This window comes from Pseudomonas sp. 31 R 17, assembly GCF_900004915.1.
In the GTDB taxonomy this organism is placed as follows: Bacteria; Pseudomonadota; Gammaproteobacteria; order Pseudomonadales; family Pseudomonadaceae; genus Aquipseudomonas; species Aquipseudomonas orientalis_A.
The window spans coordinates 183,496-203,862 of record NZ_CVTN01000056.1 but is presented as its reverse complement, the minus strand read 5'-3'; the positions used below and the strand labels follow the sequence as shown (position 1 = coordinate 203,862).

19 protein-coding genes are annotated in these 20,367 nt (G+C 59.7%); 15 read left to right on the top strand and 4 right to left on the bottom strand.

The features are described from left to right. Nucleotides 1-23: 23 nt before the first annotated feature. The 4 genes from BFP89_RS07960 to BFP89_RS27190 are packed head-to-tail and all read right to left on the bottom strand — an operon-like array spanning nucleotide 24 to nucleotide 2,929. The gene (locus BFP89_RS07960; protein WP_065884960.1) at nucleotides 24-1,547 is read right to left on the bottom strand and encodes an acyl CoA:acetate/3-ketoacid CoA transferase; all 1,524 of its coding nucleotides are present in this window, start codon (nucleotides 1,545-1,547) and stop codon (nucleotides 24-26) included. Nucleotides 1,548-1,564: 17 nt separating this feature from the next. Then, nucleotides 1,565-1,993, bottom strand: coding sequence for a cupin domain-containing protein (locus tag BFP89_RS27200; protein WP_083208029.1), 429 nt, complete (start codon nucleotides 1,991-1,993; stop codon nucleotides 1,565-1,567). Between the two features lie 39 nt (nucleotides 1,994-2,032). Beyond that, complete coding sequence (locus BFP89_RS27195) at nucleotides 2,033-2,533, bottom strand: DMT family transporter (RefSeq protein ID WP_176718402.1); 501 nt, start codon at nucleotides 2,531-2,533, stop codon at nucleotides 2,033-2,035. Nucleotides 2,534-2,548: 15 nt separating this feature from the next. Beyond that, nucleotides 2,549-2,929, bottom strand: coding sequence for a DMT family transporter (locus BFP89_RS27190; protein ID WP_176718401.1), 381 nt, complete (start codon nucleotides 2,927-2,929; stop codon nucleotides 2,549-2,551). A 250-nt stretch (nucleotides 2,930-3,179) separates the two neighbouring features. On the opposite strand from BFP89_RS27190, the gene BFP89_RS07950 reads away from it, so the two are divergent. From BFP89_RS07950 to nuoH, 15 genes are all read left to right on the top strand, one after another. Next, nucleotides 3,180-3,626 carry an NUDIX hydrolase gene (locus BFP89_RS07950; RefSeq protein WP_065884959.1) on the top strand — a complete coding sequence of 149 codons (447 nt, stop codon included), beginning with the start codon at nucleotides 3,180-3,182 and terminating at the stop codon, nucleotides 3,624-3,626. 59 nt (nucleotides 3,627-3,685) lie between these two features. After that, complete coding sequence (gene mnmA / locus BFP89_RS07945; protein WP_065884958.1) at nucleotides 3,686-4,810, top strand: tRNA 2-thiouridine(34) synthase MnmA; 1,125 nt, start codon at nucleotides 3,686-3,688, stop codon at nucleotides 4,808-4,810. Beyond that, a complete protein-coding gene (hflD, locus tag BFP89_RS07940) occupies nucleotides 4,807-5,430 on the top strand; it encodes a high frequency lysogenization protein HflD (RefSeq protein ID WP_017137510.1) in 624 nt (207 codons plus the stop codon). The genes mnmA and hflD overlap by 4 nt, the downstream gene beginning before the upstream one ends. Before the next feature lie 125 nt (nucleotides 5,431-5,555). Beyond that, nucleotides 5,556-6,926: an adenylosuccinate lyase gene (purB, locus tag BFP89_RS07935; RefSeq protein ID WP_065884957.1), complete on the top strand. Its 1,371-nt coding sequence runs from the start codon at nucleotides 5,556-5,558 to the stop codon at nucleotides 6,924-6,926. An 84-nt stretch (nucleotides 6,927-7,010) separates the two neighbouring features. Next, nucleotides 7,011-8,177, top strand: a complete 1,167-nt coding sequence (locus BFP89_RS07930) for a ribosomal protein uL16 3-hydroxylase (RefSeq protein ID WP_065884956.1) — start codon at nucleotides 7,011-7,013, stop codon at nucleotides 8,175-8,177. Further along, nucleotides 8,170-8,592: a GNAT family N-acetyltransferase gene (locus BFP89_RS07925; RefSeq protein WP_065884955.1), complete on the top strand. Its 423-nt coding sequence runs from the start codon at nucleotides 8,170-8,172 to the stop codon at nucleotides 8,590-8,592. The genes BFP89_RS07930 and BFP89_RS07925 overlap by 8 nt, the downstream gene beginning before the upstream one ends. 220 nt (nucleotides 8,593-8,812) lie before the next feature. After that, entirely contained in the window at nucleotides 8,813-9,550 is a 738-nt protein-coding gene (locus tag BFP89_RS07920; RefSeq protein WP_065884954.1) for a secretin N-terminal domain-containing protein, read from the top strand. Nucleotides 9,551-9,727: 177 nt separating this feature from the next. Continuing rightward, nucleotides 9,728-11,053, top strand: a complete 1,326-nt coding sequence (gene aceA / locus BFP89_RS07915; protein WP_025858968.1) for an isocitrate lyase — start codon at nucleotides 9,728-9,730, stop codon at nucleotides 11,051-11,053. A 638-nt stretch (nucleotides 11,054-11,691) separates the two neighbouring features. Further along, complete coding sequence (locus BFP89_RS07910) at nucleotides 11,692-12,105, top strand: NADH-quinone oxidoreductase subunit A (protein WP_003192109.1); 414 nt, start codon at nucleotides 11,692-11,694, stop codon at nucleotides 12,103-12,105. A 10-nt stretch (nucleotides 12,106-12,115) separates the two neighbouring features. Next, on the top strand, nucleotides 12,116-12,790 hold the full coding sequence (locus BFP89_RS07905; RefSeq protein WP_003174719.1) for a NuoB/complex I 20 kDa subunit family protein: 675 nt from the start codon (nucleotides 12,116-12,118) through the stop codon (nucleotides 12,788-12,790). A 72-nt stretch (nucleotides 12,791-12,862) separates the two neighbouring features. Beyond that, nucleotides 12,863-14,647 carry an NADH-quinone oxidoreductase subunit C/D gene (gene nuoC, locus BFP89_RS07900; protein WP_065884953.1) on the top strand — a complete coding sequence of 595 codons (1,785 nt, stop codon included), beginning with the start codon at nucleotides 12,863-12,865 and terminating at the stop codon, nucleotides 14,645-14,647. 2 nt (nucleotides 14,648-14,649) lie between these two features. Beyond that, the gene (gene nuoE, locus BFP89_RS07895) at nucleotides 14,650-15,147 is read left to right on the top strand and encodes an NADH-quinone oxidoreductase subunit NuoE (protein WP_003232080.1); all 498 of its coding nucleotides are present in this window, start codon (nucleotides 14,650-14,652) and stop codon (nucleotides 15,145-15,147) included. Then, on the top strand, nucleotides 15,144-16,502 hold the full coding sequence (gene nuoF, locus BFP89_RS07890) for an NADH-quinone oxidoreductase subunit NuoF (RefSeq protein ID WP_065884952.1): 1,359 nt from the start codon (nucleotides 15,144-15,146) through the stop codon (nucleotides 16,500-16,502). Before nuoE ends, nuoF begins: the two co-directional genes overlap by 4 nt. 136 nt (nucleotides 16,503-16,638) lie before the next feature. Further along, complete coding sequence (gene nuoG, locus BFP89_RS07885) at nucleotides 16,639-19,353, top strand: NADH-quinone oxidoreductase subunit NuoG (RefSeq protein ID WP_065884951.1); 2,715 nt, start codon at nucleotides 16,639-16,641, stop codon at nucleotides 19,351-19,353. After that, nucleotides 19,350-20,357: an NADH-quinone oxidoreductase subunit NuoH gene (nuoH, locus tag BFP89_RS07880; RefSeq protein WP_003174724.1), complete on the top strand. Its 1,008-nt coding sequence runs from the start codon at nucleotides 19,350-19,352 to the stop codon at nucleotides 20,355-20,357. The genes nuoG and nuoH overlap by 4 nt, the downstream gene beginning before the upstream one ends. Nucleotides 20,358-20,367: the final 10 nt, after the last annotated feature.

The following is a 20,367-nucleotide window of genomic DNA, read 5'->3' as shown; positions in this document are numbered from 1 at the left end:
TGAAAAACTTAAACTTTGCACACTTAAAACAAAAATAACTCATCCGACATGGGCTTGCAGTTGCTAGACACTACGAACCCACCTTCGATGAATGGCATAATATCCTGCTCTACACTTATACCTGGAGCGACCTCCTCCAGATAAACCACTCCATCTCTCAATACAAAGACAGCTCGCTCTGTGACAAATATAACTCTTTGGCCCAGCGCTTTAGAATAACCACCATTAAAAGTCAAATGCGAGACCTGACGAACAAATTTATTTACACTACCTTCTCGAACAATTCGGACTTTCCCTTCACTTACATTTACCACCAACCCTACCGCCGTGAAAGTCCCACAAAAAACAACACATCGAGCCGACTGAGAGATATTTATGAATCCACCGGCACCTTGCAACTTACGACCAAATTTAGAAACATTAACATTTCCAAAGCTGTCCATTTCGGCAAAGCCCAAGCACGCCACGTCAATTCCACCGCCTTCGTAAAAATCAAACAAGGCGGCCTGCTCGATAATACTCGCTGGGCGATAGCTAGCCCCAAATGACAATCCAGCAGCTGGCCTACCACCTATAACGCCAGATTCAACAGTAAAGTTCATCGACTCCGCACAGCCCAACCCTTCAGCCACTTGCGCAACGACTACCGGTATACCAATACCAAGATTGATAATCCGGGCATTTTCTTGTCGAATTTCCTGCAAAGCTCTGTTAGCAATAATTCGCTCAGCACATGAGACCGAACTTATAATGGGAGTGAGCACTCCCGGTCGCGTGAATGCTGCGTTATGCCCCACACCGTAAGTTTGAGGATGTTCATCAGGGCGCGACACTGTCACATAATCGACAAACAGCCCGGGTATTTTTACATCATGCGGTTCAATATCATGTAACCCTACCAAACTTTCAACCTGCACAATCACTATCCCTCCACAATTTTTAACTGCCATTGCCTGCGCGAGCGCATCGCTATGAGATACCTCCCGCTCCATCGAAATATTTCCTAAAGGGTCACAACACGTTCCTCTTAACAACGCACAATTAACCTTAACTGCAGGATAAAGAAGCGTCGATTCCCCATTAACAACGATCTTCTGAACGAGCGCCCGCCCCGCCCGCCGATCCAAGTGTCCACCCTCATGATCAGGATCAACAAAAGTGTTGAGGCCGACCTTGGAAATCACACCGGGCTTCTTCGCCGCGATCGCACGGAATAACTGGCTGATAACCCCCTGCGGCCAGTTATGCGCTTCTATCTCTCCTTGGCGCGCCATATTCCCCAATCGCGGTATAAGCCCCCAGAACCCTCCAATTGCCTTCGCCACCAACCCACTGTGAGCCAAAGCATCCACCCCCTTTTCGGCAAGATCCCCAGAAGCGGAAGCAAAGAGCAGACCAAGCTTACGGGGCCGCCCCTCGCGCTTGAAGCGTTCACCGATTGCCCGAGTAAGTCCATCAGGATGTCCGCAACTACCAAACCCTCCTGGGATAATTGTCCATTCATCTTCAATCAAATCTGCCGCCTGCAACTCACTAATTACTTTCATACCGCAGCCTCTGCTTTCTAGGTATTAAATACATCTATATCCTGAACAGGGAACGGCCGAACTGGCTGCTCCCAAACCACTAAAAATGTGCAACCTGATTGAGACGAAAGTTGATGCGAAGACCCTGGAGGGTATACTTGCAATGCACCTGCAACATGGCTCCCTCTATCATCAACAAGCTCACCATCGATCACCAAGACCAACTCCCAGCCCTGATGAAAATGCCTCGGTGTGAGCGCCCCAGCTGCATAGCAAACCAATGCAGCGGCAGGCCCTTGCGCATCGTGCCGCGCGTCATACAGATAAAATATTGAAACACCCTCGCGACCATCAATTTCATAAGGTTGAAAACTCAGATGTTCAATATCATTAATAGACAACCCCCCGCCATTGAGATCTAGTTTATTTTCATATAGTTTGCCATCTATCATTTCTTGTTCAAACATGATTACCTTCCTAGTCAGCGGACGTTGATATTCGACGGATCACTTCACTCGTGCATGATTCATCAAATAAACCCCAATCCCCGAAACAATAAATCCCAAAATTGCCACTACACTAGGCACTTCACCCAACACCAATGAGGCCATAATCTGCGTGACCGCCGGAATAACATGAAACAAGTTGGTGGCCTTACTCGCTTCGCCTCGCCGAATCATCAGGTAGAGCAAAGTAAGGGCGCCGACCGAGTTCATCAGGGTGATCCATGCCACCGAGGCAGCGAAGGGCTCCCACTCGGTGACATGCATGGTTTCCGTGGTGTAAGCGAGTATCAACATGACAAGCGATGCAGTGACCATCTGGATGAAACAACCCACCCACAGGTTGACTCCGCTTAAAAAGCGCTTTTGGTAGAGCGTGCCGAGGGTGATGCCCAGCAGCGCCAACCCCACCGCGGCGTAACCACTGACTGGCGCCCCGGACCCGGAAAAACTGCTAGCCACAACGATGGCGACACCGCCAACGCCCAGGATCGAGCCCGGCAAGTCGCGCCAGCTCAGTTACTCACCCAGACACAAGTAGGCGCCGATCACCACAAATACCGGCATTAAACCGACAATCAACGCGGCCTGCCCTGCTGGCACGCCTTGGCTGATTCCGGTGTAAAGACCGCCGAACTGCAAGGCTTGCAAGAGTAGACCTACCGCAGCCGCATGAAAGTAAGGCGCGAGCCGTCTCGGCCACTCGGCTTTGATGGCGAGCGCCACTCCCAGGAAAACCAGGGCAGCAAGCGCAAACCGATAGAACGTCATGGTAAAAGGCTCGCCATAACGCACGCCAAACGCACCACCGATGTAGCCGGAACTCCACAGCAGGATGAAGGCAATGGGTAGTGGCGATGTAAGGCGCACTTCGTAGTTTTTGTGGGCAATTGGGTTCATGACCCTCTCCGGACTAATGGCTCTGGAGAGATAAGCTGCGCCCCTGGCTGAAATCGGTAAAATCATAAAATGTCAGGGGCATGATGCAGATTGCTTATGCAGCCTCACTGAAGAAACCCAATCAAAATGTGGGAGCGGGCTTGCTCGCGAAAGCGGTAGCTCAGCCAATATATTCGGTGGCTGAAACACCGCCATCGCGAGTAAACCCGCTCCCACACTGACGCGTCACACCCTGAATCGAGGCGTTCAAATGACCTGGCTCCCCCACATCACCGTCGCCACCCTCGTCGAAGACAACGGCCGCTTCCTGATGGTCGAAGAACTCAAGGGCGGCCGTGCCGTGCTCAATCAGCCTGCCGGCCACCTGGACCCGAACGAAACCCTGACCGAAGCCGCCGTGCGTGAAACCCTCGAAGAAACCGGTTGGGACGTCGAAGCCACCGGCATCGTCGGCATCTACCTCTATACCGCCCCGAGCAACGGCGTGACCTACCAACGCGTCTGTTTCATCGCCAAGGCCCTGAAACACCACCCGGACTATCAACTCGACGAAGGCATCCTGCGCGCCCGCTGGCTGACCCGGGACGAGCTGCTGGGCCTGCGCGACAACTGGCGCAGCGAGCTGATCATCCGCTGTATCGATGATTATCTGGCCGGCCAGCGTCACAGCCTGGAATTGATCCGTCCTTCTCTTTAGCCTTGCGGGCCCAGGCCTGCTAGAATCGCGTCCTTTTTCAAGACACCCGTTGAAACCCTATGCGTGATCCAGCCCCTTCTGACACACAAAAGAAGCGCGTCATCGTCGGCATGTCCGGCGGCGTGGATTCTTCCGTTTCCGCCGTTCTGCTCATGGAGCAGGGTTATGAGGTGGAAGGCCTGTTCATGAAGAACTGGGAAGAAGACGATGGAACGGAATACTGCACCGCCATGGACGACCTGGCGGACGCCCAGGCCGTGTGCGACAAGATCGGTATCAAGCTGCACACCGCCAACTTCGCCGCCGAATACTGGGACAATGTGTTCGAGCACTTCCTGGCCGAATACAAGGCCGGCCGGACGCCGAACCCGGACATCCTGTGCAACCGCGAGATCAAGTTCAAGGCGTTCCTCGACTACGCCATGATGCTGGGCGCCGACCTGATCGCCACTGGCCACTACGTACGCCGCCGCGACATCGATGGCCGCACCGAACTGCTCAAGGGCCTGGACCCGAACAAGGACCAGAGCTACTTCCTGCACGCCGTCGGCGGTGAACAGATCGCCAAGACCCTGTTCCCGGTTGGTGAGCTGGAAAAGCCCGAAGTGCGCAGGATCGCCGAGAAACACGGCCTGGCCACCGCCAAGAAGAAAGACTCTACCGGCATCTGCTTTATCGGCGAGCGCCGCTTCAGCGACTTCCTCAAGCAATACCTGCCGGCACAACCGGGCGAAATCAAAACCACCGACGGTGAAGTGATCGGCCGTCACCATGGCCTGATGTACCACACCATTGGCCAGCGTCAGGGCCTGGGCATCGGCGGCTTGAAAGACGCAGGGGAAGAGCCGTGGTACGTGCTGGTCAAGGACCTGGAAAACAACGTGCTGATCGTCGGCCAGGGCAACGAACACCCGCTGCTGTTCTCAGGCGCCCTGCTTGCTTCGGACATCTATTGGGTCAACCCGATCGACCTGAGCGCCCCACGCCGCCTGACCGCCAAGGTGCGCTATCGCCAGAGCGACCAGCCGTGCACCCTGGAAAAAACCGCCACGGGTTACCGCGCCACCTTCGATGACCCGCAACGCGCGGTCACCCCAGGCCAATCCGTGGTGTTCTATGACGGCGAAATCTGCCTGGGCGGCGGCGTCATCGAAGTCGCGCAAGCCTGGAGCAACCCGGCATGAGCCCGACCCAGGAGCAATTGACGGCCCTTGGCGGTGTATTTCTGGCTGCGGTACTGGTGGACAAGATCGCCAAGACCGGCCAGGTCACCGAGGCAGGCCTGACCTGCATGCTCGGCAGCCTGTTGATCCGCGACCCCAAGGACACCCTGGAAGTCTACGGCGGCGACGACCTGGCCTTGCGTGAAGGTTACCGGGCCTTGATCGGCGCCCTGGAACGCGACCCCAGCACCTTGCAGCGCGAACCCTTGCGCTACGCCCTGTCGATGCTCGGCCTCGAGCGCCAGTTGGCCAAGCGCGACGACCTGCTCGAAACCATCGGCAAACGCCTGCCGCAGATCCAATCCCAGGTTGAACATTTTGGCCCGGCCCACGAAAACGTGATCGCAGCCTGTGGCGCGCTGTACCAGGACACCTTGAGCACCTTGCGCCAGCGCATCCAGGTACACGGCGACATGCGCAACCTGCAGCAACCGAACAACGCCTCGAAAATCCGCGCCCTGCTCTTGGCGGGGATTCGTTCGGCACGGTTGTGGCGCCAGTTGGGCGGTCATCGTTGGCAGTTGGTGATCAGCCGACGCAAATTGCTCAAAGAGCTTTACCCGTTGATGCGCAACGAATAAGTCGCACCAGCAAACCTTTTTCACGCTGTTACGCGTAATACGCCGGTCAGTTGGCGACGGACCGGCGGATTTTTTCATGTATGATACGCGCCCCATTTCGTTGCCCGACTGTCCGAGAACACCCTATGCAGCTTTCTTCGCTCACTGCGGTTTCCCCTGTTGACGGCCGCTACGCCGGCAAAACCCAGGCCCTGCGCCCTATTTTCAGCGAATACGGTTTGATTCGTGCTCGCGTCCTGGTTGAAGTGCGCTGGCTCCAGCGCCTGGCCGCTCACCCCGCCATCAGCGAAGTGCCGGCGTTTTCCGCCGAGGCCAACGCTGTCTTGAATACCCTGGCGGAAAACTTCTCCCTGGAGCACGCCGAGCGTGTGAAAGAGATCGAGCGCACCACCAACCACGACGTCAAGGCCATCGAGTACCTGCTCAAAGAGCAAGCGGCCAAGCTGCCGGAACTGGCCCAGGTCAGCGAGTTCATCCACTTTGCCTGCACCAGCGAGGACATCAACAACCTGTCCCACGCCCTGATGCTGCGCGAAGGCCGTGATGACGTAATGCTGCCGCTGATGCGCCAGACCGCCGAAGCGATCCGCGAACTGGCGATCCGCTTCGCCGCCGTGCCGATGTTGTCGCGCACCCACGGCCAGCCGGCATCACCGACCACCCTGGGCAAGGAACTGGCCAACGTGGTGTACCGCCTGGAGCGCCAGATCGCGCAAGTCGCCGCCGTGCCACTGCTGGGCAAGATCAATGGCGCCGTGGGCAACTACAACGCCCACTTGTCCGCCTACCCTGAGATCGACTGGGAAGCCAACGCCCGCGCCTTCATCGAAGACGAGCTGGGCCTGGGCTTCAACCCGTACACCACGCAAATCGAACCCCACGACTACATCGCCGAGTTGTTCGACGCCATTGCGCGCTTCAACACTATCCTGATCGACTTCGATCGCGATATCTGGGGCTACATCTCCCTGGGCTACTTCAAGCAGCGCACCATTGCCGGTGAAATCGGTTCGTCGACCATGCCGCACAAGGTCAACCCGATCGACTTCGAAAACTCCGAAGGCAACTTGGGTATCGCCAACGCGCTGTTCCAGCACCTGGCCAGCAAGTTGCCGATCTCGCGCTGGCAGCGCGATTTGACCGACTCCACCGTACTGCGCAACCTCGGCGTGGGCTTTGCCCACAGCGTGATCGCGTACGAAGCCAGCCTCAAGGGCATCAGCAAGCTGGAGCTCAACGAGCAGAAAATCGCCGCTGACCTGGATGCCTGCTGGGAAGTTCTGGCGGAGCCGATCCAGACCGTGATGCGCCGCTACAACATCGAAAACCCTTACGAGAAGCTCAAAGAGTTGACGCGCGGCAAGGGCATCACCTCCGATGCGCTGCAAACTTTCATCGACGGCCTGGACATGCCAGCTGCCGCCAAGGCCGAGCTGAAACTGCTCACCCCGGCCAACTACATCGGTAACGCTGTAGAGCAAGCCAAGCGCATCTGATCATCGCACGACCCTTTGAGACGCCCGGCCGCGCCGGGCGTTTTTATTCCTGTCTTAAAAGTGCTTTTTTTCAATAGGTTACACATGAATCCTGATATCCCTCTTCAACTTCTGGGCGGCATCACGGCACGGGAATTCCTGCGCGACTACTGGCAGAAGAAACCGCTGCTGATCCGCCAGGCCATCCCCGACTTCGAAAGCCCGATCGACGCCGACGAACTGGCCGGCCTGGCCCTGGAAGAAGAAGTCGAGTCGCGCCTGGTGATCGAACACGGCGAACGTCCGTGGGAGCTGCGTCGCGGCCCGTTCGCCGAAGACGCCTTCAGCACCCTGCCCGAGCGTGAATGGACCCTGCTGGTACAGGCAGTGGATCAGTTCGTGCCGGAAGTCGCCGAGCTGCTCGAGCACTTTCGCTTCCTGCCCAGCTGGCGCATCGACGATGTGATGATCAGCTTCGCCGCACCGGGTGGCAGCGTCGGCCCGCACTTCGACAACTACGATGTGTTCCTGCTGCAAGCCCAGGGCAAGCGCAACTGGAAAATCGGCCAGATGTGCAACTCTGAAAGTCCGCTGCTGCAGCACGCCGACCTGCGCATCCTCGCCGAATTCGAAGAAAGCGCCGAGTGGGTGCTCGAACCGGGCGACATGCTTTACCTGCCACCGCGCCTGGCGCATTTCGGCATTGCCGAAGACGACTGCATGACCTACTCGGTAGGCTTCCGTGCGCCGAGCGCCGCCGAGGTGCTGACCCACTTCACCGACTTCCTCAGCCAGTACCTGACCGACGAAGAGCGCTACACCGATGCCGACGCCCAGCCGGTCAGCGACCCGCATCAGATTCAGAGCGATGCCTTGGATCGCCTCAAGAGCCTGCTGGCCGAGCACATGAGCGACGAGCGCATGCTGCTGACCTGGTTCGGCCAGTTCATGACCGAACCGCGCTACCCGGAGCTGGTGGCAGGCGAAGAGCTGGGCGAGGACGACTTCATCAGCAGCCTGCAAGACGGCGCGATCCTGGTGCGCAACCCGAGCGCGCGCCTGGCCTGGTCGGAAGTGGACGACGACGTGTTGCTGTTCGCCAGTGGCCAGAGCCGTTACCTGCCGGGCAAACTGCGCGAACTGTTGAAACTGGTGTGCTCGGCAGACGCCCTGCACAGCGAGAACCTCGGCGCCTGGCTGGCCGACGAAGACGGCCGCGACCTGCTGTGCGAACTGGTCAAGCAAGGCAGCCTGGGGTTTGCGGATGAATAGGATTCACGTAAGTGTCGCGGACTGGCGAAAGGATATCGACGAGATTCGGCGCATTCGTGAAGCGGTATTCATCGCTGAACAATCGGTTCCACCCGAGCTGGAATGGGACGCGGACGACGCCGGTGCGATGCACTTTCTGGCGTTCGAAGGTGATTTCCCGATTGGCACCGCGCGGCTGCTGCCCAGCGGTGAGATCGGCCGCGTGTCGGTACTCAAGGACTGGCGCGGGCTGAAGGTCGGCGACAAGCTGATGGAAGCGGTGATCGGCGTGGCCGAGAAGCGCGGCCAGAGCCGGCAATTCCTCAGTGCGCAGGTGTATGCGGCGCCGTTCTACGAGCGGCTGGGTTTCAAGATTGTCAGTGATGAGTTTCTTGAAGTCGGGATTCCGCATGTGGATATGGTGCGCGGGGACTGATCCGGGACCGCGTCGCGGCTATCGGGGGCAAGCCCCCTCCCACACTTGAAGATGTACTCGGTCAAAATGTGGGAGGGGGCTTGCCCCCGATAGCTATTTCAGCAACGCCAAAAAATGCCCTGCCTTGCCAGGGCATTTTGCTGTCTGATATTCAACTTGCGACCCGCCGGGCCGACAAACTGGCACTATCCAAGCCAAATGAATTGCAGAGATAACGGACATGTCCCTACGCACCCTGCTCACCGCCCTCCTCCTGGCCGCCAGCGCATCGGCCATGGCCGACACCGAAGTGGTCAACCTGAGCAACCGCACCAGCGCCGACCTGCTGCCCGTGGCGCAGAACTTCATCGGCAAGGACGGCACCGTGAGTGCCTATGGCAATCAGCTCATCGTCAACGCGGCGCCGGCAAAGATCGAAGGCCTGCGCACCCTGCTCGCTCAACTCGACACCCCGGCCAAGCGCCTGCTGATCACCGTCGACACCAATGAAAACAACCAGCAGGCCAGCGGCGACAGCCAGACCCGTATCATCAGCTACGGCACCACCAGCCGCGACGGCGGCGTCCAGCAGATCCAGGCCAGCGAAGGCGTGCCGGCACTGATTCAGGTCGGCCAGAGCGTACCGCTGACCACCACCCAGCAGGACAGCTATGGTCGCCTGCAGAACCAGACCCAGTATCGCAACGTCACCCAGGGTTTCTACGTGACCGCCAGCGTCACCGGAGAGACCGTTCACCTGGCCATCAGTACCAACCGTGACCGCATGAGCCAGGAACGTCCCGATGTAGTGAACGTACAAAGTACCGACACAACTGTCAGCGGCCGCCTGGGCGAATGGATTTCCCTGGCCGGCATCAACCGTGAGACCCAGGCCGATAAATCCTCTACAACCCGCAGCTACGCTACTCAGGGCCGCGATGACCTGACGGTGCGGGTCAAGGTCGACACGCTGAACTGAAGCACCAAAAACTGACTGGCGAGTCGTATCAGACTAAATATGTAGTGCCTGAAAAAAAGCACTACAAAACATTTGACGCCCCCAAAAAGGCTGTGCATGATGGCCTCGCTCCCGCTAATCAAGGGCCCTGGCAAGGGCCTTCGAACCCTACAAGACGCGACGACGAGGTTTAACTACATGGCACTGACACGCGAACAGCAAATTGCAGCCCTTGAAAAAGACTGGGCTGAAAACCCACGCTGGAAAGGCGTGACCCGCGCTTATTCCGCTGCTGACGTCGTCCGCCTGCGTGGCTCGGTCCAACCTGAGCACACCTTTGCAAAACTCGGCGCCGAGAAGCTGTGGAACCTGGTTACCCAGGGTGCCAAGCCGTCCTTCCGTCCCGACAAAGATTTCGTCAACTGCATGGGCGCCCTCACTGGCGGCCAGGCAGTGCAACAGGTAAAAGCCGGTATCCAGGCGATCTACCTGTCCGGCTGGCAAGTGGCCGCGGACAACAACTCCGCTGAATCCATGTACCCCGATCAATCGCTGTACCCGGTGGACTCCGTGCCGACCGTGGTCAAGCGCATCAACAACTCGTTCCGGCGTGCCGACCAGATCCAGTGGAAAGCCGGTAAAGGTCCGGGCGACGAAGGCTACATCGACTACTTCGCACCTATCGTGGCCGACGCCGAAGCCGGTTTCGGCGGCGTACTCAACGCCTACGAACTGATGAAGAGCATGATCGAGGCGGGCGCCGCCGGCGTGCACTTCGAAGACCAGCTGGCGTCGGTGAAAAAATGCGGCCACATGGGCGGCAAGGTGCTGGTTCCGACCCAGGAAGCCGTACAGAAGCTGACCGCCGCACGCTTGGCCGCTGACGTTGCCGGTACGCCAACCATCATCCTGGCGCGCACCGATGCCAACGCCGCTGACCTGCTGACTTCGGACTGCGACCCGTACGACCAGCCATTCGTCACCGGCGAACGCACCCAGGAAGGTTTCTATAAAGTGCGCGCCGGTCTCGACCAGGCAATCGCCCGTGGCCTGGCCTACGCGCCGTACGCCGACCTGATCTGGTGCGAAACCGCCAAGCCGGACCTGGACGAAGCGCGTCGCTTCGCCGAAGCGATCAAGAAGGAATACCCGGACCAACTGCTGTCCTACAACTGCTCGCCTTCCTTCAACTGGAAGAAGAACCTGGACGATGCAACCATCGCCAAGTTCCAGCGCGAACTGTCCGCCATGGGCTACAAGCACCAGTTCATCACCCTGGCCGGCATTCACAACATGTGGCACAGCATGTTCAACCTGGCGCACGACTACGCCCGCAACGACATGACCGCCTACGTGAAACTGCAGGAGCAGGAATTCGCTGACGCCGCCAAAGGCTACACCTTCGTGGCGCACCAGCAGGAAGTGGGCACCGGCTACTTCGACGACATGACCACCGTGATCCAGGGCGGCACCTCGTCCGTGACCGCGCTGACCGGTTCGACCGAGGAAGAGCAGTTCCACTGAGTGACTGAGTACACGGCCACTGCGGCCCCAGGGAAGACCTAACCGCAGTGCCGCACAGCCATCACGCCCCGACTGGTTCGGGGCGTTTTTTTTGCCTGCACATAATCTACTGATGCACCACGAATCCCATGTGGGAGGGGGCTTGCCCCCGATAGCTGTGGGCCAGCAACCGATGTGCTGACTGACACTCGGCAATCGGGGGCAAGCCCCCTCCCACAATGGATTTTGCGCAAAACATTGATCCAGAGCGGTGTCCGCCCGAATCAAATCAGTTAAAAGATGCGCACCCATAACTAAGCGACACTCAACCAAGTAACGGTAACTTACCCCGCTACACGAGAAACATTCGCTTAAACCCCACGCAAACAATATTCATTATCATTTGGAATGAGAAAACTTCGTTACCACTTAAACAAAACACATTTGATAAAAAGCCCGCTAATGCCCGCCCTGCAAGGGCTACAGCCCTATAAAGGTGCACTATGTGCTTATTCCGCCGAATAATTTCGCCACAGGAATTTTACTTGCCCGGTGTTTAGCCATAAAATCACCGCGATTGATTGCAGTGCGACATATCGTCACTGCATCGTGACTTTTTCGAGCTCAGAGACCTTTGCTCTCTGTTAAGGATTTCCAGCATGACCGACGCGACAGGACTCATGGCCCACAACTGGGGCTTTGCCATTTTCCTCCTCGGTGTTGTGGGGCTTTGCGCCTTCATGCTCGGCGTCTCCAGCCTCCTCGGGTCAAAAGCCTGGGGTCGCAGCAAAAACGAACCGTTCGAGTCCGGCATGCTACCTACAGGTGGCGCCCGCTTGCGGCTCTCAGCCAAATTCTATCTGGTCGCGATGCTCTTCGTGATCTTCGATATCGAAGCCCTCTTTCTCTTTGCCTGGTCTGTGTCCGTCCGCGAAAGCGGCTGGACCGGATTCGTCGAAGCTCTCGTTTTCATAGCAATTCTGTTGGCAGGTCTTGTCTACCTGTTCCGAGTGGGCGCCCTTGACTGGGCTCCGGAAGCTCGTCGCAAGCGGCAAGCGAAGCTGAAACAATGAGGCTTTGGCGATGCAATACAATCTCACCAGGATCGACCCGGATGCTCCTAACGAGCAGTACCCCATCGGCGAACGGGAAACCGTTTCCGACCCGTTAGAAGACCAAGTCCACAAGAACATCTACATGGGCAAGCTGGAAGACGTGCTGAGTGGCGCGGTCAACTGGGGGCGTAAGAACTCCCTGTGGCCGTACAACTTCGGCCTTTCGTGCTGCTACGTGGAAATGACCACCGCCTTCACGGCGCCCCACGACATCGCGCGCTTTGGCGCCGAGGTTATCCGGGCATCGCCGCGCCAGGCGGATTTCATGGTTATCGCCGGTACCTGCTTTATCAAGATGGCGCCGATCATCCAGCGTCTCTATGAGCAAATGCTCGAACCGAAATGGGTGATCTCCATGGGTTCGTGCGCCAACTCCGGTGGCATGTACGACATCTACTCCGTCGTTCAAGGGGTGGACAAGTTCCTGCCCGTGGACGTCTACGTGCCTGGCTGCCCGCCCCGTCCCGAAGCATTTCTGCAAGGCTTGATGCTGTTGCAGGAATCGATTGGCAAGGAGCGTCGCCCGCTGTCCTGGGTCGTCGGCGATCAAGGCGTGTACCGCGCCGAGATGCCGTCCCAAAAGGAACAGCGCCGCGAACAGCGAATCGCAGTCACCAACCTGCGCAGCCCCGACGAAGTCTGATCCAGCCCGCTTCTTTTTATAGAACGAAAACCTGGCTTCATTCTTTACGTTGACCGAAAGCGATAAAAAACCATGACTACAGGCAGTGCTCTGTATATCCCGCCTTACAAGGCAGACGACCAGGATGTGGTTGTCGAACTCAATAACCGTTTTGGCCCTGATGCCTTCACCGCCCAGGCCACACGCACCGGTATGCCGGTGCTGTGGGTGGCGCGTGCCAGGCTTGTCGAAGTCCTGACCTTCCTGCGCAACCTGCCCAAGCCGTACGTCATGCTCTATGACCTGCATGGCGTGGACGAGCGTCTGCGCACCAAGCGCCAGGGCTTGCCGAGCGGCGCCGATTTCACCGTGTTCTACCACTTGATGTCGCTGGAACGTAACAGTGACGTGATGATCAAGGTCGCCCTCTCCGAGAGCGACCTGAGCGTCCCGACCGTGACCGGTATCTGGCCGAACGCCAGCTGGTACGAGCGTGAAGTGTGGGACATGTTCGGTATCGATTTCCCGGGCCACCCGCACCTGACGCGCATCATGATGCCGCCGACCTGGGAAGGTCACCCGCTGCGCAAGGACTACCCTGCCCGCGCCACCGAGTTCGACCCGTTCAGCCTGACCCTCGCCAAGCAGCAGCTTGAAGAAGAGGCAGCGCGCTTCCGTCCGGAAGACTGGGGCATGAAGCGTTCCGGCACCAACGAGGACTACATGTTCCTCAACCTGGGCCCGAACCACCCTTCGGCCCACGGTGCCTTCCGTATCATCCTGCAACTGGATGGCGAGGAAATCGTCGACTGCGTCCCGGACATCGGCTACCACCACCGTGGCGCCGAAAAGATGGCCGAGCGACAGTCCTGGCACAGCTTCATCCCCTACACCGACCGTATCGACTACCTCGGCGGCGTGATGAACAACCTGCCGTACGTGCTCTCCGTCGAGAAGCTGGCCGGTATCAAGGTGCCGGACCGCGTCGACACCATCCGCATCATGATGGCCGAGTTCTTCCGCATCACCAGCCACCTGCTGTTCCTGGGTACGTACATCCAGGACGTCGGTGCCATGACCCCGGTGTTCTTTACCTTCACCGACCGCCAGCGCGCCTACAAGGTCATCGAAGCCGTCACCGGTTTCCGCCTGCACCCGGCCTGGTACCGCATCGGCGGCGTTGCCCACGACCTGCCGAACGGCTGGGAGCGCCTGGTCAAGGAATTCATCGACTGGATGCCCAAGCGTCTGGACGAATACCAGAAGGCCGCCCTGGATAACAGCATCCTCAAGGGCCGTACCATCGGCGTCGCGCAATACAACACCAAAGAGGCCCTGGAATGGGGCGTCACCGGTGCCGGCCTGCGTTCCACCGGTTGCGACTTCGACCTGCGCAAGGCACGCCCGTACTCCGGCTACCAGAACTTCGAATTCGAAGTGCCGCTGGCGGCCAATGGCGACGCCTACGACCGTTGCATCGTGCGCGTCGAAGAAATGCGCCAGAGCCTGAAGATCATCGAGCAATGCATGCGCAACATGCCGGCAGGCCCGTACAAGGCGGATCACCCCCTGACCACGCCGCCGCCGAAAGAGCGCACGCTGCAGCACATCGAGACCCTGATCACGCACTTCCTGCAGGTTTCGTGGGGCCCGGTGATGCCGGCCAACGAGTCCTTCCAGATGATTGAAGCGACCAAGGGCATCAACAGTTATTACCTGACGAGCGATGGCGGCACCATGAGCTACCGCACCCGGATTCGCACCCCAAGCTTCCCGCACTTGCAGCAGATCCCTTCGGTGATCAAAGGCGAGATGGTCGCGGACTTGATTGCGTACCTGGGTAGTATCGATTTCGTTATGGCCGACGTGGACCGCTAAGCATGAACAGCACGCTTATCCAGACAGACCGTTTCACCCTGAGTGAAACCGAGCGCTCGGCCATCGAGCACGAGCTGCATCACTACGAAGACCCGCGCGCGGCGTCGATCGAAGCCTTGAAGATCGTCCAGAAGGAACGTGGCTGGGTGCCGGACGGCGCCCTCTACGCCATCGGCGAAATCCTCGGCATCCCCGCCAGCGACGTTGAAGGCGTGGCCACGTTCTACAGCCAGATCTTCCGCCAGCCGGTGGGCCGCCACATCATTCGCGTGTGCGACAGCATGGTTTGCTACATCGGTGGCCACGAGTCCGTGGTCAGCGAGATCCAGGCCAAGCTGGGCATCGGCCTGGGCCAGACCACCGCCGACGGCCGCTTCACGCTGCTGCCGGTGTGCTGCCTGGGCAACTGCGACAAGGCGCCGGCGTTGATGATCGACGACGACACATTCGGTGACGTACAGCCTGCTGGCGTCACCCAATTGCTCGAGGGCTACCCATGACCCTGACTTCCTTCGGCCCGGCCAACCTGATCAAGCGTTCGGCCGAGACCCACCCGCTGACCTGGCGCCTGCGTGATGACGGCAAGCCGGTATGGCTTGACGAATACCAGGCCAAGAACGGCTACGCCGCCGCGCGCAAGGCCTTCGCCGACATGGCCCAGGACGATATCGTCCAGACCGTCAAGGACGCAGGCCTCAAGGGCCGCGGCGGTGCAGGCTTCCCCACGGGTGTTAAGTGGGGTCTGATGCCCAAAGACGAATCCATCAACATCCGCTACCTGCTGTGCAACGCGGATGAAATGGAGCCCAATACCTGGAAAGACCGCATGCTGATGGAGCAACTGCCCCATCTGCTGATCGAAGGCATGCTGATCAGCGCCCGCGCGCTGAAAACCTACCGGGGTTATATCTTCCTGCGCGGCGAATACACCACCGCCGCCAAGCACCTCAACCGTGCCGTGGCCGAAGCCAAGGCGGCGGGCCTGCTGGGCAAGAACATCCTGGGCTCGGGTTTCGACTTCGAGCTGTTCGTGCACACCGGCGCCGGGCGTTATATCTGCGGTGAAGAAACCGCACTGATCAACTCCCTCGAAGGCCGCCGCGCCAACCCACGCTCCAAGCCGCCCTTCCCTGCTGCCGTGGGCGTGTGGGGCAAGCCAACCTGCGTGAACAACGTCGAGACCCTGTGCAACGTGCCGGCGATCATCGCCGACGGCGTGGACTGGTACAAATCGTTGGCCCGTGAAGGCAGCGAAGACATGGGCACCAAGCTCATGGGCTTCTCCGGCAAGGTCAAGAACCCGGGTCTGTGGGAACTGCCATTCGGCGTGACCGCACGCGAGCTGTTCGAGGACTACGCCGGCGGCATGCGCGACGGCTACACCTTGAAAGCCTGGCAGCCAGGCGGCGCCGGCACCGGTTTCCTGCTGCCCGAGCACCTCGACGCACAGATGTATGCCGGCGGCATCGGCAAGGTGGGCACCCGGATGGGCACCGGCCTGGCGATGGCGGTCGACAACACCGTGAACATGGTCTCGTTGCTGCGCAACATGGAGCAGTTCTTTGCCCGTGAATCCTGCGGCTTCTGCACCCCTTGCCGCGACGGTCTGCCGTGGAGCGTCAAGCTGCTGATGGCCCTGGAAAACGGCGAAGGCCGCGAGGGTGACATCGAAACCCTGCTCGGACTGGTGGGTTTCCTCGGCCCAGGCAAGACCTTCTGTGCTCACGCACCGGGCGCCGTGGAGCCATTGGGCAGCGCAATCAAATACTTCCGTCCTGAATTCGAGGCCGGCATCGCGCCAACCCGCGCGGGCGAACTCACTCAGGTGGTATCACCGACCATGGTCGGTGCGTAGAGCTTAAAGAAGCGAAGGGTCCGTGCCCTTCGCTTTTCTCATGTGCGGACGCCTTGATGGCTGTGTTGATGCACATGAATAACAAGATTCCATTAGCCACGCCCGCTGACAACGGGCCAACGAAGAACTTTGAACCATGGCCACTATCCACGTAGACGGCAAAGCGCTCGAAGTCGATGGGGCGGACAACCTGTTACAGGCATGTCTGTCACTCGGCCTCGACATCCCGTATTTCTGCTGGCACCCCGCGCTTGGTAGCGTCGGTGCCTGTCGCCAGTGTGCGGTCAAGCAATACACCGACGAGAACGACACCCGTGGTCGTATCGTCATGTCGTGCATGACCCCAGCCACCGACAACACCTGGATCTCCATCGACGATGAAGAATCCAAGGCGTTCCGCGCCAGCGTGGTCGAATGGCTGATGACCAACCACCCCCACGACTGCCCGGTCTGTGAGGAAGGCGGTCATTGCCACCTGCAAGACATGACGGTGATGACCGGCCACAACGAGCGCCGTTATCGCTTCACCAAGCGTACCCACCAGAACCAGGACCTCGGCCCGTTCATTTCCCACGAGATGAACCGCTGCATCGCCTGCTACCGCTGCGTGCGCTTCTATAAAGACTACGCCGGCGGCACCGACCTGGGCGTGTTCGGCGCCCACGACAACGTGTACTTCGGTCGCGTTGAAGACGGCGTGCTTGAAAGCGAGTTTTCCGGCAACCTCACCGAGGTCTGCCCGACCGGTGTGTTCACCGACAAGACTCACTCCGAGCGCTACAACCGCAAGTGGGACATGCAGTTCGCCCCGAGCATCTGTCATGGCTGCTCCAGCGGTTGCAACATCTCCCCGGGCGAGCGCTACGGCGAACTGCGTCGTATCGAAAACCGCTTCAACGGTTCGGTCAACCAGTACTTCCTGTGCGACCGTGGCCGTTTCGGCTATGGCTACGTCAACCGCGAAGACCGCCCACGCCAGCCGCTGCTGGCCGATGGCGCCAAGCTGAGCCTGGACGCGGCGCTGGATAAAGCCGCCGACCTGTTGCGCGGGCGTAATATCGTCGGTATCGGTTCACCCCGCGCCAGCCTCGAAAGCAACTTCGCGTTGCGCGAACTGGTCGGCGCCGAGCATTTCTACAGCGGCATTGAAGCCGGTGAACTGGAGCGCATCCGCCTGGTCCTGCAAGTGCTGAACGACAGCCCGCTGCCGGTACCGAACATGCGCGACATCGAAGACCACGATGCGATCTTCGTGCTCGGTGAAGACCTGACCCAGACCGCTGCGCGTATCGCGTTGTCGCTGCGCCAATCGGTCAAAGGCAAGGCCGAGGAAATGGCCGACGCCATGCGCGTACAGCCGTGGCTTGACGCTGCGGTGAAAAACATCGGCCAGCACGCGCTGAACCCGCTGTTTATCGCGTCCCTGGCTGAAACCAAGCTCGACGACATCGCCGAAGAATGCGTCCACGCCGCACCGGACGACCTGGCCCGCCTCGGTTTCGCCGTGGCCCATGCCCTCGACGCCAGCGCGCCGGCCGTCGAAGGCCTGGACGCTGAAGCTGTCGAGTTGGCTCAGCGTATTGCCGACGCCCTGCTGGCGGCCAAGCGTCCCTTGATCATTGCCGGCACTTCCCTGGGTTCCAAGGCGCTGATCGAAGCCGCCGCCAACATCGCCAAGGCCCTGAAACTGCGCGACAAGAACGGCTCCATCAGCCTGGTCGTGCCGGAAGCCAACAGCCTCGGCCTGGCCATGCTTGGCGGCGAGTCCGTGGATGCCGCGCTGCAAGCGGTGATCGACGGCAATGCCGACGCCATCGTCGTGCTGGAAAACGACCTGTACACCCGCACCGCTGCGGCCAAGGTTGACGCTGCGCTCAACGCCGCCCAGGTGCTGATCGTTGCCGACCACCAGAAGACCGCCACCAGCGAGCGTGCCGACCTGGTGCTGCCAGCCGCCACCTTCGCCGAAGGCGACGGTACCCTGGTCAGTCAGGAAGGCCGCGCCCAGCGCTTCTTCCAGGTGTTCGATCCGAAGTACATGGACGCCAGCATCCTGGTGCACGAAGGCTGGCGCTGGCTGCATGCCCTGCGCGCGACCCTGCTGAACCAGCCGATTGACTGGACCCAGCTCGACCACGTCACCGCCGCCACCGCCGCGAGCGCGCCGCAACTGGCACGCATCGTCGACGCTGCACCGTCCGCCGCGTTCCGCATCAAGGGCCTGAAACTGGCCCGTGAACCGCTGCGCTACTCCGGGCGCACCGCCATGCGTGCTGACATCAGCGTGCATGAACCGCGTACACCGCAAGACATCGACACCGCGTTCGCCTTCTCCATGGAAGGTTACTCGGGTTCGGCCGAACCGCGTCAGCAGGTGCCATTTGCCTGGTCGCCGGGCTGGAACTCACCGCAGGCCTGGAACAAGTTCCAGGACGAAGTCGGTGGTCACATCCGCGCGGGCGACCCGGGCACCCGCCTGATCGAAAGCACCGGTGACTCGCTGAACTGGTTCGCGGCGGTACCGCGTCCGTTCAACCCGGCGCCGGGCACCTGGCAGGTCGTGCCGTTCTTCCACCTGTTCGGCAGCGAAGAAACCTCTTCCAAGGCCGCGCCGGTTCAAGAACGCATCCCCGCAGCCTACGTGTCGCTGGCCAAGTCCGAAGCCGACCGCCTGGGCGTCAACGACGGTGCCCTGCTCAGCCTGAGCGTGGCCGGTCAGACCCTGCGTCTGCCGCTGCGCATCAACGACGAGCTGGGCGCCGGCCTGGTTGCATTGCCAAAAGGCCTCGCCGGGATTCCTCCAGCGATCTTTGGCCACACCGTTGACGGTCTGCAGGAGGCAGCGCAATGACTTGGTTCACTCCTGAAGTGATCGACGTGATCATCTCGGTGGTCAAGGCCATCGTGATCCTGTTGGCCGTGGTCGTCGCGGGCGCCCTGCTCAGCTTCGTCGAACGTCGCCTGCTGGGCTGGTGGCAGGACCGTTACGGTCCGAACCGCGTCGGCCCGTTCGGCATGTTCCAGATCGCCGCCGACATGCTGAAAATGTTCTTCAAGGAAGACTGGACCCCGCCGTTCGCCGACAAGGTGATCTTCACCCTGGCGCCGGTCGTGGCCATGAGCGCCTTGCTGATCGCTTTCGCGATCATCCCGATCACTCCAACCTGGGGTGTGGCGGACCTGAACATTGGCCTGCTGTTCTTCTTCGCCATGGCCGGTTTGTCGGTGTATGCGGTGCTGTTCGCCGGTTGGTCGAGCAACAACAAGTTCGCCCTGCTCGGCAGCCTGCGCGCCTCGGCGCAAACCGTCTCCTATGAAGTGTTCATGGGCCTGGCACTGATGGGCATCGTGGTGCAGGTTGGCTCATTCAACATGCGCGACATCGTCGAGTACCAGGCGCAGAACCTGTGGTTCATCATTCCGCAGTTCTTCGGCTTCTGTACCTTCTTCATCGCGGGCGTGGCCGTGACTCACCGTCACCCCTTCGACCAGCCGGAAGCGGAACAGGAACTGGCCGACGGTTACCACATTGAATATGCCGGCATGAAATGGGGCATGTTCTTCGTCGGTGAGTACATCGGCATCATCTTGATCTCGGCCCTGCTGGTCACGCTGTTCTTCGGCGGCTGGCACGGCCCGTTCGGCATCCTGCCGCAGTTGGCCTTCTTCTGGTTCTTCCTGAAGACCGCGTTCTTCATCATGCTGTTCATTCTGCTGCGCGCCTCGATTCCGCGCCCGCGCTATGACCAGGTGATGGATTTCAGCTGGAGATTCTGCCTGCCGCTGACCCTGATCAATTTGCTGGTGACGGCTGCCGTCGTGTTGTTGAACACGCCGGCTGCCGCGGTTCAGTGAGGATTTGACC